At 52.3% G+C, this 16,880-nt stretch carries 10 protein-coding genes; 6 read left to right on the plus strand and 4 right to left on the minus strand.

Features of this window, described 5'->3' with window-relative positions:
* Positions 1-261 precede the first annotated feature (261 nt).
* The 6 genes from BMW93_RS28060 (at position 262) to BMW93_RS28085 (ending at position 13,468) form a co-directional block, all read left to right on the plus strand.
* Entirely contained in the window at positions 262-3,630 is a 3,369-nt protein-coding gene (locus BMW93_RS28060; protein WP_229240894.1) for a SusC/RagA family TonB-linked outer membrane protein, read from the plus strand.
* A 107-nt stretch (positions 3,631-3,737) separates the two neighbouring features.
* Positions 3,738-5,270: a SusD/RagB family nutrient-binding outer membrane lipoprotein gene (locus BMW93_RS28065; RefSeq protein WP_090384380.1), complete on the plus strand. Its 1,533-nt coding sequence runs from the start codon at positions 3,738-3,740 to the stop codon at positions 5,268-5,270.
* A 30-nt stretch (positions 5,271-5,300) separates the two neighbouring features.
* On the plus strand, positions 5,301-6,233 hold the full coding sequence (locus BMW93_RS28070) for an RraA family protein (protein WP_090384303.1): 933 nt from the start codon (positions 5,301-5,303) through the stop codon (positions 6,231-6,233).
* A 19-nt stretch (positions 6,234-6,252) separates the two neighbouring features.
* Complete coding sequence (locus tag BMW93_RS28075) at positions 6,253-7,737, plus strand: mandelate racemase/muconate lactonizing enzyme family protein (protein ID WP_090384306.1); 1,485 nt, start codon at positions 6,253-6,255, stop codon at positions 7,735-7,737.
* 84 nt (positions 7,738-7,821) lie between these two features.
* Positions 7,822-10,089 (plus strand): cation:proton antiporter, encoded by a 2,268-nt coding sequence (locus BMW93_RS28080; protein WP_090384308.1) that lies wholly within the window; start codon positions 7,822-7,824, stop codon positions 10,087-10,089.
* Positions 10,090-10,195: 106 nt separating this feature from the next.
* On the plus strand, positions 10,196-13,468 hold the full coding sequence (locus tag BMW93_RS28085) for a cyclic nucleotide-binding domain-containing protein (RefSeq protein WP_090384311.1): 3,273 nt from the start codon (positions 10,196-10,198) through the stop codon (positions 13,466-13,468).
* Here BMW93_RS28085 and BMW93_RS28090 read toward each other — a convergent pair.
* From BMW93_RS28090 to BMW93_RS28105, 4 genes are read right to left on the minus strand one after another with little or no spacing between them, the layout of a single operon-like run.
* Positions 13,463-14,050, minus strand: a complete 588-nt coding sequence (locus BMW93_RS28090; RefSeq protein WP_090384313.1) for an HD domain-containing protein — start codon at positions 14,048-14,050, stop codon at positions 13,463-13,465. The two genes, BMW93_RS28085 and BMW93_RS28090, sit on opposite strands and share 6 nt — an antisense overlap.
* Positions 14,051-14,052: 2 nt before the next feature.
* On the minus strand, positions 14,053-15,099 hold the full coding sequence (locus BMW93_RS28095) for an adenylate/guanylate cyclase domain-containing response regulator (RefSeq protein ID WP_090384315.1): 1,047 nt from the start codon (positions 15,097-15,099) through the stop codon (positions 14,053-14,055).
* Complete coding sequence (locus tag BMW93_RS28100; protein WP_090384318.1) at positions 15,096-15,467, minus strand: response regulator; 372 nt, start codon at positions 15,465-15,467, stop codon at positions 15,096-15,098. Before BMW93_RS28100 ends, BMW93_RS28095 begins: the two co-directional genes overlap by 4 nt.
* 16 nt (positions 15,468-15,483) lie before the next feature.
* Complete coding sequence (locus BMW93_RS28105) at positions 15,484-16,845, minus strand: sensor histidine kinase (protein ID WP_090384320.1); 1,362 nt, start codon at positions 16,843-16,845, stop codon at positions 15,484-15,486.
* Positions 16,846-16,880: the final 35 nt, after the last annotated feature.

A 16,880-nucleotide genomic window follows, 5' to 3' on the forward strand; every position in this document is an offset into this window, starting at 1 on the left:
CAAATTTCGCCTATGACATATAAGTGACCCTGCTTTTCCTTTGAATGATAAAGAGCCAGTGATGATTGCGCCATCACCGGCCCTGCGCCTCCCCTCGCCAAGACTGGAATCTGCGGCGATACAGGAGCATTTTGTCCCATCATTTCAATCCTGAACAAAACTTTCAAAAGTATGAAAAAACACCGACATCTATCCCGGCTACTTTACAGGGCTATGAGAATATCACTTTACCAATTATTTATTGCCTTAATCTTCGCCACTGTGTCAGCAGCAGGCACAGTCGGGGCACAGGATATTCTGAACCAGAAGATCACCATCCAGGTCAGTAACCTGGAAATGAAGACGGTACTAACGAAACTTAACAAGCTGACACAGTTACGCTTCACATACAGTTCTTCATTGATCAAATCGCAACGGAAAGTCTCCATTAATGCGGTGGACAGGCCGCTGGGCGACATTCTGGACGATCTTTTCAAGCCGGCCAACATTACCTACAAGATTGACGGCAAGCAGGTTGTGCTCATCAAAAATACCGGCGAACCCGGCAGCGCATTGCCTGAACTGCTCCGCAACCAAAGCAACATCGACCGGAACATTACGGGGAAAGTAACCGATGAAAAGGGCGCTCCCCTGCCCGGCGTGAGCATTGTCGTAAAGGGTACCAAAGCAGGAACGGCAACGGACACCGAGGGGGCATTCCAGCTCAGCGTTCCCGACGCGGGCGGCCAGCTCGTGTTCTCGTACGTGGGCTACACGCCGCAGGAAATACCGCTCGGTAATCAATCGAACTATGATATTTCCATGACACCGGATGTCCGTAATCTGGAAATGGTGGTAGTAACTGCGCTGGGTATCAAGCGTGATGCGAAGAAACTGGGTTACTCGACAGCCACCGTAAACACCGAAGAACTGACTACCAACCGCACTACCAACCTCGGGAACAGCCTGCAAGGAAAAGTAGCCGGTTTGAATGTCACGCCGCCTGCGAGCGGTCCGGGTGGTTCCACCAAGATCCGAATCCGCGGCCAGTCGTCGTTCGGGGGCAACAACTCCCCGCTGATCATTGTAAACGGCATCCCGATCAACAACAGCAGCGTGTCGGCGGGCGGTTCGAACGGAAACGGCACGGGCAATCCAACGGGCGGTTCGTCCGATGCGGGCGATGGCTTGCAAAGCATTAACCAGGATGATATCGAGTCGATGACCGTACTGAAAGGCGCAGCGGCAGCCGCATTGTACGGCTTTCGGGCAAAAGACGGTGCGATCATTATTACCACTAAAAGCGGTAGCAAAACGACGGGTATCGGTGTGGAGCTGAACTCGAATTTCCAGGCACAGGAAGCATTGGATTACACTGATTTTCAATACGAATATGGCCAGGGAGAATTCGGAAAACGCCCTGCCAACGTAGGCGAAGCGCAAAGCTCCGGTGTATTTGCATTTGGAGAGAAATTCGACGGCGCGATGACGCCCCAGTTTGATGGCAGCATGCAGCCTTACGTGGCCCATAAGGACCGTATCAAGAAGTTTTACCGCACAGGAACCAGCTTTACCAATTCAGTTGCATTGTCGGGCGGCAATGAAAAAGGAAATTTCCGCCTCTCTTTTGCGAATACCGATGCCAATGCGATCATGCCGAATTCGGCTTATCATAAAAAAATCTTCAACCTCGGGTTGAACTACAAATTTACCAAAAAGCTTTCCGCGCAACTGAACGCGAACTATTCCAACGAATACAACAAGAACCCGCCCCAGATCGGTATCCAGGACATGAATGCGAATACCACCATTTATACCCTGGCCACCAGCATCGACACCGACTGGCTTAAAAACCGCAAGGATGCCAACGGCAACGAAATGCCCCTGGCGCGTTTTACCAATCGTAACAACCCGTACTGGGTAGCCTACGACCGTTTCGAAAACGTGCGCCGTGACCGCATTTTCGGTAATACCTCGGTACGTTACGATTTCACCGACTGGTTATTCGTGCAGGGCCGCATTGGTCAGGATTACTACACGCGTCCGTACAATTACAACCGCCCCACCGGAACCCGTTCGATCGGTGCTGTTGCAACCGGTTTCAACGGCTACTATTACCAGGATGTTGCTACTTTCCGCGAGCGTAATTTGGACATCCTCATCGGCGCCAATAAATCGTTCGGCGACTTTGGGATCGACATTACCTTGGGCGGCAACCAGATGTTGCAGGTAAGCGACAACATTTCGACGGCGGTCACCAACTTCTACGTGCGCGACCTCTACACCATTGCCAACGGCCAGATCAAGAACCCGAATTACAGTTACAGCAAAAAGAAGGTTAATTCGATTTACGGATCAGCGGAATTTTCCTACAAGAACTTCCTCTTCGTGAATGTAACCGGCCGCAACGACTGGTTCTCGACATTAAATCCGCTGTCGAACAGCTACTTATACCCTTCCGTAAGCGGCAGTTTCGTATTCAGTCAGGCATTTAATAATGCGCCGGGATGGCTCACTTATGGTAAACTGCGCGCGGCCTACGCGGAAGTAGGCGGCGACACCGATCCGTATTCCAACAACCTGTATTACGGCATCAATGCAAACCCGTTCAACGGAACTGCATTGGGTAACCTGCCTTCGACGGTCAGCCCGAATGCGAATTTGCGTCCGCTGAAAGTGAAAGAAACCGAGGTCGGCCTGGAAATGAAGACCTTCGACAGCCGTTTGAACCTCGACCTTTCCGTTTACCGCAAGAACACGGTGGACGAAATTTTGAATGTCGACATTTCAAATACTTCGGGTTTCAGCCAGACCAAGGTGAACGTGGGCAAGCTGCGTAACCAGGGTGTCGAGTTCCTGCTCACCATTGTGCCCGTACGCAACGACAATTTTACCTGGGAAACCAGTTTCAACGGCAGCTACAACATCAGCAAAGTAATCGAACTTGCCGAGGGCCAGGACCGGTTCGACGTCGGCCAGGGTGAATTCTTCGGAATTGTCTCCCATGAAAAGAACAAGCCGCTCGCCTCGCTGCGTGGCTTCGATTACAAACGCGATGCGCAGGGCCGCATTGTTACTTCGGGCGGTTTGCCACAGCAGGGCAACCTCACCACCTTCGGCAGCGCGATCCCGAAATGGGTGGGTGCATGGGTGAATACGATCAATGTCAAAGGCTTCCGTATCGGCACGCAAATCGATTTCAAGGCGGGTAACAAGATCCTCTCGAACTCGAACCTGAACTTCCTGCGTGAAGGGCTTTCGAAACCATCGCTTGTGGGCCGCGAGGGCGGCGTGTTGCTGGAAGGCGTAACCGCTACCGGCGAACCTAACGCACAACGTGTTGAAGCAGAGCAATTTTACACCGCATACCGCAGCACCAACCTTGCATCGCCTTTCGTATACAACGGCGCATTCGTACGTTGGAGAACGCTTTCGATAGGTTACGACCTCTCCCGCTTCGTACGTGACAAGACCTTCATCAAAGGCCTGACGCTCTCCGCGATGTGCAACAACGTGCTGATGATCAAGAAATACATCGATAACCTTGATCCCGAAGCAGCCGTATCCGCCTCCGACAACCTCCAAGGCATCGAAACGCACACATTGCCGACGACAAGGAGTTACGGAGTTAATTTGAACATTAAGTTGTGATGACGACCGACCGCCGACCATGGACCGCCGACCGCGGTAACGGGAGGAACGGAGGAAAGAAAAAGCATTCAGTCACTCAATCATTCAGTCATTCAATCATTCAAAATATGAAGCGAATACTCATTTACGCAGCAGCCATTGCCCTGTTGGCATCGGCCAGCTCCTGCGACAGCGGTTTTGAGGATGTAAACAAAAACCCGGTGCTTGCAACGAGCGTCGATCCTATATATCTGTTTTCCAATGCGGAATTCGGCTCGGCGATCGCCACGCAGAACTACCAGTTGCAGATCGTGCAGCAGATCAATACGCCGTACACCGGTGTGCTGGAAGGCGGTAACCATAATGCGGTCTCCGATCCGAATTCGAATGCCAATTTTAACTCGTTGTATTTGCAAAACGGCCCTGTCAACCTGCTGACGACGGTAATCGCGCAGACGAAGGATAATCCGGCACGCAGCAATTTGTACAACATGTCGCGGATATGGAAGGCTTATATATTTATGGTTTTGGTAGATACTTACGGCGATGTGCCGTATTTCGAAGCCGGAAAGGCATTTCTGGAAGGCATTAACCGGCCCAAATACGACGACCAGAAGCTGATCTATGAGGACATCCTGAAAGAATTACAGGAAGGTACCAAAGCGCTGGATGCGAGTAAGGCGATCGAAGCGGGCGACCTGTTTTTCAAAGGAAATATCGCGCAATGGAAGAAGCTGGGTAACTCGCTGCTGCTCCGCGCCGCCATGCGCTACTCCAAAATAGACGTCGCGAAGGCGAAGCAATATGTGACGGTAGCGGTTGACCCTGCCAATGGCGGCCTGCAAAGCTCCAATGCGGACAATGCATTGATCGCTTTCAACAGCACATTCAACCACCCGCTGGCCAATTATTTCCAGGGCACCGAGCGCGGCAATGTGTACCTCGGCAAAGCATTGGTCGATTTCCTGAAAGAAACCAACGACCCGCGCATCCGCGTGATCGCCGTGAAATACGAGACGCCCGGTAACCCGCTGGCAACGGCAGGTGCCGAGAATACCACGCCCGCCGATCAGGAAGGAATGCCGTATGGTTATAACGAGTCGACGATAGCAAATGCCCCCGGATTCCCCGGCAAGATCGGTTCCGCATTCAAATATTCGCAGATCAACCGCCGCACGCTGGGTAAAATCGACGCGCCGGAGTTTTTCATTACCTACTCGCAAACCAGCCTCCTGCTCGCGGAAGCGGTGCAACGCGGCTGGGCGACAGGCGACGTGAAAGCATTATACGAAGCCGGCGTGCGTGCCCACCTGAACCAGATGGCAACCTACGACGTGCTGGCGACCATTCCGGCTGCCAGCCAGGATGCGTTTATCACCGCAAATCCTTTTGTACCTGCCAAAGCATTGGAACAGATCAACAACCAGTACTGGATCTCGTCGTTCCTGAATGGCTCCGAAGCATGGGCGAACTTCCGCAGAAGTGGCTTCCCCGCGCTTCCTGTCAACAATTACCCGGGTAAAGATCCATCGGTGAAGGACTTTATCAAGAGATTGGTGTACCCCGTCCGCGAACGCTCGGTGAATGAAGCCAACTACAAGGAAGCTATTGCCAGAATGGGTCCCGACGAGCTGGGAACACCCGTTTTTTGGGATAAATAACAATTAATACCAACCCTTAATTTCTCTTTTATGCTTAAACAAACCTTGCTTGCGGGAGCGTTTGTGCTGGGAAGCGTCGCTTCCTACGCACAGGCGATCTCCCCCACTCCTGATCAGATCAAAGCCTACACCGCCGGCTGGAAGGGAGAACGCTCGCCCGATGGCCGTCCACGCGTTTCGGACGCGATCCTGGCCCGCCTGAAAAACATTTCGATGGAAGAAGCCTGGGGCGTGCTGCGCAACAAAGGCTACCACAACCAATTCGAAGGCGAATGGCAGCTGATCCACAACGACAGCACCATGACAGGACGCGTGGTAACGGCGCAATACATGCCCGCCCGCCCCGATTTGCAGGACCTCGTGAAGGAAACCGGTAAAAAAGAAGGCCGCGTGCAAACCGGCGGTACCAACTCCTGGCCCATCGACGTGCTCAAAGAAGGTGATGTGTACGTGGCCGACGGCTACGGCAAAATCGCCGACGGTACGCTCATCGGCGACAACCTGGGCAACTCCATTTATGCCAAATCCAAACGCGGAGTGATCTTTTACGGCTCGGTGCGCGATGTGGAGGGATTGAGCGAAATCAAAGGTTTCAATGCGTGGATCAAGGGACAAGACCCGTCGTACATCCAGCAAATGATGCTCACGAACATCAACACGCCTATCCGCATCGGCCGGGCGGTGGTGCTTCCGGGAGATGTTGTTTTAGCTAAAAAGTATGGTACGATCTTCATTCCGGCACATTTGGTGGAAGATCTGGTGATTACGTCGGAAGTAACGGCCCTGCGCGACGAGTTCGGCCACCTGCGCCTCCGCGAGGGCAAGTACACGCCCGGGGAAATCGATACCAAATGGTCGGATGTGATCCAGAAAGACTTTTTAAACTGGGTAAATAACTACCCCGGCAAGTTGCCGATGACGAAGAAGGAGCTGGATGATTATCTCAAAGAAAGAAACTATTAATAGCTAAACTCTTGCAGCAATGAAGAACATTTTAAAACAAATCATTGAATCCAATAAACAGGTTGAAAGCGCTGAAAAAGCAGCCGCAGCAGCTGAAATCGCGAACCCTTCCACCAAGGACAGCCGCCGGAACTTCCTGCGTAAAACCGCAGTGGGCGGGATTGCATTAGGGGGTTTCATGTCGATGTCGACCGAGGATACCATCGCGCAAGCTACTTCCAAAGTGAGCCGTGCTTCAAAGCCTTCGGAATTGAAAATCACCGACTTGCGGTATTGCATTGTGCAGAACGTGGGCCGTACGCCTATTATTCGCATCGATACCAACCAGGGCATTTACGGTCTCGGCGAGGTGCGCGACGGTGCCGACGAGCGTTATGCATTGTTCCTGAAAAGCCACTTGCTGGGACAAAATCCCTGCAATGTGGAGCAGCTGTTCAAATCGATCAAGCAGTTTGGTTACCACGGCCGTCAGGCAGGTGGTGTTTGCGGGGTGGAAATGGCGCTCTGGGACCTTTGCGGAAAGGCTTACGGCGTGCCTTGCTGGCAGTTGCTGGGCGGTCGCTACCGTGACAAGGTTCGCCTGTACGCGGATACGCCCGAGTCGAACGATATCAACGAGTTTAAGCAAAAAATCAAATTCCGCACGCAGGACCAGGGCTATACCTGGCTTAAAATGGATATTTCCATCGGTATGCTGCGCAACAATGAAGGCAGCGTCGTGAACAACAAGGTATGGGGCGGCGGTTTCTCGCAATGGGCGGGCGACTACCATTCCTATGCCAATACCAAACACCCTTTCACCGCGATCCAGATCACGCCGAAAGGATTGGAAGAAATGGCGAAAGTAGTGGAAGAAGTGCGCGGCGTGGTAGGCTACGAGATACCGCTTTCCTCCGACCATTACGGCCATTTTGACTTAAACAACGGCATTCGCCTCGGTAAGGCCCTCGACAAATACCGCCTCGCGTGGTTCGAGGATATGGTACCCTGGGAATATACCGACCAATGGAAAACTATTTCGGACGCACTGGAAACGCCTACATTGACCGGCGAGGACATTTACCTCAAAGAAGGCTTCAAGGCATTGATCGAGCAACGCGCGGTGGATATCGTGCACCCCGACCTGGCATCGTCGGGCGGGTTGCTGGAAACCAAGCGCATTGGAGATTTTGCTGAGGATCATGGCATTGCGATGGCCATGCACTTCGCGGGCACGCCGGTGAGCTTCATGGCCAACGTGCATTGCGCCGCCGCCACGCAGAACTTCCTCGCATTGGAACATCACTCCGTGGATGTGCCCTGGTGGGAAAGCCTCGTGAAAACCACCGACGGCCGCAAGCTCATCGACAAAGGCTATGCGCCGGTACCGCTGGAAGCGCCCGGCCTGGGTATCGAACTGGTGGATGAAGAGGTTAAAAAACACCTGCATCCGAAGGACAAGTCCTTCTTCGCCCCTACGCCCGACTGGAACGAAAAACGTTCGCACGACCGGTTGTGGAGCTAGGTTTTTGAAAAATGGTAGGGCACAATGTCCTACCATTTTTCGCCTTAATTCAGTATTTTGCGCGCTTCACTCTCAATTGTACTGATGAAGAATATTCGCAACGTACTGTTTTACGTCATTACCATCGGAATTTTCGCAGCCCTGCTTTACTTCTTTATCCGACAGGGCACATTTCTCGAAAAAGCCGGCCAGATTACCCAAAAAGCACCAACTACCTCTTCCTGGGAGCAATTTACAGACACCTTCGGGCACAACCTCACCCACCCGCTCGCTACGCTCCTCGCTCAAATCGTCACCATCATCATCGTCGCCCGCCTGTTTGGCTGGATTTGCAAAGCCATCGGTCAGCCGACCGTAATCGGTGAAATCGCTGCCGGGATTTTCCTCGGGCCGTCGGTCCTCGGAATGTTCTACCCGGAAGTTTCCGCTTTCATTTTCCCCAAAACCTCGTTGAGCAACTTGCAGTTTCTCAGCCAGGTAGGACTGATCCTTTTCATGTTCATCATCGGCATGGAGCTGGACCTGAAAGTGCTGAAAACCAAAGCGCAGGAAGCCATTGTGATCAGCCACGCCAGCATTATCCTGCCGTTTGCACTGGGCGTAGGGTTGGCATTATACCTTTACACCGACTTCGCGCCCGAAGGCATTAACTTCCTTTCATTCGCGCTTTTTACCGGCATTGCATTGAGTATCACCGCGTTTCCTGTCCTCGCACGCATTGTACAGGAGCGCGGGCTCTCACGTACGCGCCTGGGCATGATGGTGATCACCTGCGCCGCCACCGACGACATTACCGCCTGGTGTATCCTGGCCGCAGTGATCGCGATCGTCAAAGCCGGGGAGTTTATGAGCGCGATCTACACGATCATTCTCTCCGTCGGCTATGTTTTGGTGATGCTGCAACTGGTGAAACCGATGCTGAAACGCATCGGCGATCATTACGCTTACCGCGAGGGACTTACGAAGCCGGTAGTGGCGGTGTTCTTCCTGGTACTGCTCCTTTCTTCTTATTGCACCGAGGTAATCGGTATCCATGCGCTTTTCGGGGCATTTATGGCCGGGGTAATCATGCCTGCCAACCAGCGTTTCCGTAATATTTTTATTGAAAAGGTAGAAGACGTCGCACTGGTACTGCTATTACCGCTATTCTTTGTTTTTACAGGTTTAAGAACGCAAATAGGCCTGCTCAATGATCCGCATCTTTGGTATGTCACGGGATTGATCATCGCGGCGGCAGTCATCGGTAAGTTCGTGGGAAGTACCGTAGCGGCGCTGTTCGTTAAACAGTCGTGGCGTGACAGTCTTATTATCGGCTCGTTGATGAACACGCGCGGACTGGTAGAACTGGTGGTACTCAATATCGGGTACGACATCGGTGTGCTTTCGCCCGAGATCTTCACGATGATGGTGATCATGGCGCTCGCAACCACCTGTATGACAGGCCCCGCACTCGATCTGATCGACAGATTCCTGCCTGCCCCGAAAGACGATCTCCATCTGGTGCACGAACCGTCGCGTTTCTCGATCCTGATCGCTTTCGCAAGTCCGCAGGGTGGTCGCAAAATGCTCCGCCTGGCCGATAAGCTGGTTTCCAGGCAGACCGATGAGCACAACATCACCGCATTGCACCTCTCTCCGAGCAGTTATCTCAACCAGGTCAACACCGAAGAATACCAGTACGAAACCTTCCGCCCGATCAATGAGGAGGCCCACGACCTGAATACCACATTTACGTCGCTATTCAGACCCTCGCAAAGCATCGAGCACGATATCATCGAAATAGCCAACGACGGCGAATACGATATGCTCATGATCGGGATCGGCCGGTCGGTGTTCGAGGGGACGTTTTTGGGTAGAATATTGGGTTTCACCTCCAAATTCGTGAGCCGTGAGCGCCTTTTCGATACCATTACCGGCAAAGAAAAACTCTTCCATTCCGACGTTTTCGACGAGCGTACGACGCATATCATACGGTCTGCCAAAGTACCTGTCGGCATTCTGATCGAGAAAAACCTCGAACAGGTGAAAAACGTTTTCATGCCGCTCTTCACGCCGGAAGACCGGCGCCTGTTGCCATTCGCAGAGCGCCTTGCCGCCGTGGACGGGTTACAGCTCACCATTATGGACCCATCGCAAACCGTAAGCCAGCACCCCGAAACCGGTGAAGCGCTGAAAGCATTGCAGGAAAAATCACCCGAAAATGTGACGCTCCTTTACGAAAACGTACTTGAAAAGGATTTCCTGCAAGGTAACGACCTGATGGTGATCGGTCTCGACAGCTGGATCAAAGCGGTCGAATCACGCAGTGTGTGGCTCTCCAATTCCCCTTCCGTCCTGATCATACGGGACTGAGGATCAGACTTTCCGGCTTTTCACGGGCCGGAAAGTCTCCGTTTCGGGTTTTTAAAAGGAATAATAAGTGTTTACTTTACAGTAGCGACGCTAGCATTCCACTTCTATGATCCCATTTCTAAGCCAAAACCGCTTTACGAAGTCCTTCAATCCGCAAACAACCCTTTTTTTCTTTCATAACTTCTTCACGAATGTCGGTACCACGCTGGTGTATGTTTCTGCCAACGTGCTCCTGCTCGAAAACCATCCCGAGTACTCGCTGCCGCTGGCCTACATCGCCGCCGCACTGGCCGTGATGGCCTCCGGCAAGGTATACGAGTATTTCGAACACCATCTTTTGCTAAAAAAGCTGAGCCTGGGCACGATGCTCTCGTCGCTGTTCATGGTGGTTGTGGTAATGGGCTTGTTGCTGGTCGGGCACGGCGTGGCTACGGCCATTGCGGTTATGGTCGGTTACCGCATCATCTACTTACTCATTAACCTGGAATTCTGGGGATTATCGGCGTTGGTATTCGATGTACGCCAAAGTAAGAGGCTGTTTAGCGTGATCGGCTCGGGCGATATGCCTGCCAAAGCACTGGGTGCCGTGCTGGCGGTGCTGATACATTCGCCATCGGTGTTGGCCATTTTGCTGGCTATCTCGCTGGTTTTCTTCGCATTGGCATTCTACACGCAGATACTTACCTTCCGGCACACCGACATTCCGAACCCGCATCACGCCCGTACCCGCACAACGGAATCGGAATCGCGCATTATCCAGAAATACTTTGGCGGCAATAAGCTGCTTACCTCGCTTTGCATCGGCATGGTCGCCATTGCGGCCACGGCCACGTGGATCGAGTACCATTTCTTTGTGAATGTCAAATACAAATTCCACAGCCAGCACGACGTGATTTTCTTCGTCGGTTCGCTGCTGACGGCTACTTACGTGATTTCGACCTTCGTAAAAATGCTGTTTTCGAGCAAAACCGTGGAGCGCTTCGGCATCAAACTTACTTTGTACCTGCTGCCGCTCACCACGATCGCCATTTCGCTTGGCCTGCTGGTATCGTCCTATTTCCGCAAAGACGAACCTTCGCTGCTGGTATACTACTGCATTGCCTACCTGCTTTTCGAGCTGGTCAGGCGCACCATTTTCGACCCCGTTTTCCTCGTATTATTCCAGCCGCTTTCAACCAAGACCCGTTTGAAAGGCCACACGCTCGCGAAAGGGCTTTTTGAGCCGCTGGGAATGCTCATTGCAGGCGCGCTGCTCTGGGTCATTTACACGCAGCATTGGAGCGATATCAGCCTCACTTTCGATTTGTCGCTGCTGTTCGCCGTCGCTGCATTGCTGGTGTTCCGGAAAACGTACCGCCATTATATGCAGGAACTGAAATCGGCGATCAGCAAACGGTTTATCCGCAGCGGCGAAATGGCCTCCCCTGCCGAAGCATTGCCGATCATTACCGAAAACCTGCAAAGCGACCGCAAGGAAGAGGTTTTGAATGCGATCGACTGGCTGGCACGGAACAAGGTTTCGCTCTTCCGCAAGCATGCCGACGAGCTTTTGAAAAGTCCCTTTGTACAGGTTAGATTGAAAACATTACAAACGCTTTCAACACTAGAAAAACCCGAGCTTTCGGCGTCATTCATCCAATACATCGAAGACGAACCCGACGCGGCCTGCCAGGTACTCGCCGTGCGCCTCGCCTGCGCGAACGGGCGACTGAACGAAGAGCAAACCGCCCGCTTCCTTGCCCACAGCGACCTCGACATTGTAAAAGGCACCATTATCGGCTGCTGGGAAGCCGCCAAGGCATTGCCACTGATTCACGGAACGCTGCAACGACTGTTCGGCTCGGAGCAGGAAAGCCACCAACTCGCAGCCCTGGACTGCCTGAAAGTAACCGGCATTAATTCCTACGAAAACCTGCTTAAAAGCTGCATTCAAAACGGCTCGCAACGCGTACGCAACTACGCGATCGAGGTAGCCGCGACGGTGGGTTCTCCCTCCCTCCTACGCGACTTGCGCCTTGTGCTTACGGGCACATTGACGCCCGCGACGATCCACGCGATGATCAGTTCCGGCGACCTCGGCATCCGTATTATCGAGGAATGGCTGGCCAAGGACGTCACCGGCGACCGCATTCGTACCTTCATTAAAACGGCTGAAAAAGGTAGACACGAATTTATACTTCAAATACTTTTTAATCTTATTAAAAATATTTACCAGCACAAACTTTTAATTAATACTGAAAATATAAGTAATACTAAAAGGAAAGAAAGCGCTATCCATATCGAAAATATCGACAGTTTTACCCATATAGCTGCACTTAAAGCGCTTAGTCAATACACATTAATATCTGACTATAAAGAACTTATACCCGAGTTTGTGGAGAAAGAACTCATCCACGCCGGCCAGCTACTGAACGGAATGGACGCTTCCGAAAACGATATTATCTGGAACGATGCATTGGAGTACGAACTGGAACTGACTGCCCAACGGCTGTTCTACCTCTTCATGATGCAGTACGATAAGGAAGCTGTGCAGAGCGCCTGGAAGGGAATCAGGCATGCGAGCAAGGAGAAGCGAGCCAATTCGCTTGAACTCATCGAGAGCCTTTTGCCGCGAATGCTGTACCCGTCTCTGCATGCATTATTTGAAAATATCACTATCCAGAAAAAGCGCGACGCGCTGCGCCAATACATGGGTAACGTCGAGCCCGGACTCTCACTGATCACTACTATTCTCTCGCAGGAAGAGCGGTCATTCACGACCTGGACGATCGCGCTCGCCGTCGGCAAATGCGACATTGCAGAGACCGATCTGATCCATCTCGAAAAGCTCGCCAACCATTCATCGCGCCTCGTGCGCGAGGCCGTGCATGAACGGTATGCCGTCCTCGCGCAACGTCCCGAACTTAAATTCTCGCTTCGAATCCCTATGAAACACGCCGAACCTACCCAGCAGATTTCCGAAATGGAAAGGGTGATCGTACTTAAAAACACCCAGCTCTTCGCGCAGACTCCCGAGAACGTGCTCAGCTCCATCGCCCCGATCATGAAGGAAGTAACTTACAGCGACGGCCAGCAGATATTTGCCAAAGGCGACCTCGGCGATTCGATGTACATCATTTACACCGGTCAGGTAGGCATTTACGACGGTCCGAAACAGCTCGCATTGTTCGATAAAGGCGAGATTTTCGGGGAGCTGGCATTGCTGGATACCGAGCCGCGTTCAGCCACAACCGTGGCCGAAACCGACGCGCTGGTATTTCGCATCGACCAGGAAGATTTCTTTGAACTGATGGAAGAACGCGACGAAATCCTGCGCAATGTGCTGCGTATCCTGTGCCAGCGTATCCGCGTGCAGAACGAGAAAATGCGTCAGTTATAAGGCGCGTGCTGTATTTTTGAGGTGTTGGAGATGCCGTTGCTTGGCGGCATCCCTGCGCTTCCGCTCCGAAGCAGTCCAATAGGCATGCGCTTCCAGGAACCTGACCTGCACCGCGTCCCATGCAGGAATGTCCTCCACCATATCCCGGACTTTCAATTCTTCGAATAAAGTGGCCGCAATGGGCTCGAAATCGTCGCGGCCGAGGTAATCCAGGTCGGCGTCGCAAAGGACCATTTCCAACGCGTTTTCGGGGCTTTGCGGAATCTTTGTAGCCATGATCATCCCGCATATTGTTTCTATTTGCTGATCCGAGTATTCAAACCCGGGCAAAACCTCGCGTGCGAGCGCGCAACCAGCTTCTTCGTGGCCCTGATAGGTCGTCAAAAAGCCGCTGTCGTGATAGAATGCGGCAGTTCGCAGCAGTGAGAGCGATTCCGGATCGGTAATGCCTTCCAGCGCCGCGATTTCGGCCGAAACGCGTACGACGTCGAGCGTATGATGGATTCCGTGGTAAAAAAGCGTCCGGTCAAGCCGGTTTTCCAGCTGTCCGAGCACGTATAGTTCGGCCTTTTCGATTTGCATAGCTATTCGAGCACTTCGTAGATCAATACCGGATTCGACTTGTTTTTGAGGTTCACCTCTCCTACCAGGCTGCATTGAAATGCCTCTTTCAACTGCTCGTAGGCTGATTCCGCCACCACTACCTGCCCGGGTTTGGCAATGGATTGCAACCGCTGGGCCACATTCACGACGTCGCCGATGACGGTATAATCCAGTCGTTTCAATGCGGCCGAACCGATATTCCCGGATACCATTTCGCCGGAATTAATACCGATCGAAACCTTCGGAAAGTAACCCGACTGGTCCGACAATTCCTCTTTAAAACCATTGATATGGTTGCGGACCGCCAGCGAACACTCGACGGCGCGATCCAGATGATATTCACCCCGGAAAACAGCCATTACCGCGTCACCCATGAACTTGTCGACATGCCCTGCCTGGGCGATGATTTCCTTCACCATCACATCGAAATACTTGTTGATCAACTTCACGACGCGGTCGGGTTGCTCTTTCTCGGAAATGGCCGTAAAGCCGCACATATCCATGAAAACGACCGTTCCTTCAATATTTTCGCTCGTCATGAGTGATTTCTCGAACGTTTCCTGCGTCATGAATTGCAGTACCGACGCGTCCACATACATTCTCAGAATATCGTTTTCCCGCACCGCCTTCAAAGTATCTTTCAACTGCGCCACATATTGCAGCGTTTTCTCCATCGTGACCTCCAAGTCGCGAAAATCGATCGGTTTGGTGAGAAAATCGAATGCGCCGCGGTTCATGGCCGTGCGGATATTGTCCATATCGCCGTAGGCCGACACGATCACCGATTTCAGGAGCGGGCTCATTTCTCCTAGCCTTACGAGCAGCGTCAGCCCGTCCATTTCGGGCATATTGATGTCGCTCAATACCATATCGACGTCGGGATGCTCCACCAGCATTTCGAGGGCTTGCAGTCCGTTTTCGGCAAAAACAAATTCATATTGCTGTTCGCGGATCTGCCGCCTGAACTTCTGTTTGATGAGCAGTTGCAGATCGGCCTCGTCGTCCACTACGAGTATTTTGGCTTTCATAACAGGAGCAGTTTCTCTTTCAGTTCGTTAAAATTGACCGGCTTGGTCAGGAAATCGTCGGCACCCAGCTGCATCGCCTGGTCGTGATTGGCCGCATCGCCATACGCGGTGATCATCATCACCTGCGGCGGCGCCGACGGGTGATCGGTGCGGATGCGTTTGAGCAGTTCGATACCGCTCATGCCGGGCATATTGATGTCCGAAAGGATCATCACCACCTCTGACGGGTGGTTGTGCATATATTCCAGGGCCTCCTCGCCCGAAAATGCGAACGAAAACTCGAATTGCCCGCCGCGGATCTCCCGGCGGAATTTCTGCTCGAAAAGCGACTTAACGTCTTCCTCGTCGTCAACTACCAGTATTTTCATATTCGGTTAGGGTTAATCAGGCGATGGGAATGGTAATGCGGAACTCCGTTTTCTCTCCATCCACGGTATCCACTTCGAGTACGCCGCCGTGGCCGTTGGTGATGATGTCGTAGCTCATCGAAAGGCCGAGACCAGTGCCTTGTCCGGTCGGTTTGGTGGTAAAAAACGGCTGGAATATCTTCGCTTTTACGTGTTCGGGCATTCCCGTTCCATTATCTGAAACCCTGATATATAGTTTGTTATCAAATTTCTTGGTACTGATTTTTACCTCGGGTTTGTAATCGCCCAGCTGGCCGGCTTCGGTCAGCTTCCGCTTTTTCTCCGCCACGGCGTAGAATGCATTGGTAAACAGATTGAGAAAAACACGGCCCAAATCCTGCGGAAGCACATTTACGGTCCCGATGGTCGTGTCGAAATCAGTGGTCAATGCCGCATTGAATTCCTTGTCCTTCGCGCGCAGGCCGTGGTATGCGAGGCGCATGTACTCGTCCGCCAGCGCATTCACGTCCACAGGCTCCTTCTCGCCCGACGACGCCCGCGAGTGTTGCAGCATTCCCTTCACAATCGAATCGGCGCGTTTACCGTGGTGCGTGATCTTCTGCTGGTTCTGGCTCAGGTCGGCGATAATGCCCTTGATATAGTCCTTGTCGTTATCGTCAATTGCCGTCTTATCTACCTCCTCTTCCAGCTCCTGGCACAGCTCTACTGATACTTCCGAGAAGTTGTTGACAAAATTCAGCGGGTTCTGGATCTCATGTGCGATACCGGCGGTAAGCTCGCCGAGCGAAGCCATTTTTTCACTCTGTATCAGCTGGTTCTGCGTCGCTTTCAGTTCTTCGATGGCTTTTTGGAGCTCTTCTTTCTGTTGGGTCAGCTCGTGTGTACGCTCTGCTACCAGGTATTCCAATGATTGCTTCTGTTCTTTGGCGATTTCCTCGTCACGCAGACGGTCGCGGCGTTCCTGCGCGAGTACTTTCTGTTGTTTTCTGGCATAAAACCATATCACGAAGCAGAAAATCCATGCAAAAAGAATGACCATGCCGAAAATATCGTCATAGCTTTTATGGAATTTAGGAAAAACCAGCTCTAAAAAGTCGCTTAGCATGGATACGCCCACGAACGGGACGATCGACTGGGCCGTAGACCGGATCGGTTTGAAGTCCTCTTCCTTGTGAAAAAACCACAGCAGGCCCAGTAGCGAGAGGTTCCAGACCCAGTTAAACATGTCGGGCTGCCTTGCTATATAGTAGATCGCAATCAGCGCCAAAACGTAATAGCGGGCATATTTAAAGAAATTGTCCCACTTGGGCGCCTGGTCCGTATGCTTCATTGACGAGGCAACATACTGGATCAGAAAAAAGGCTACGATGAAATGCATGTAGAAATTTTGTAATAGTAGTTCGATTTTACTAT

The organism is Dyadobacter sp. SG02 (assembly GCF_900109045.1).
In the GTDB taxonomy this organism is placed as follows: Bacteria; Bacteroidota; Bacteroidia; order Cytophagales; family Spirosomataceae; genus Dyadobacter.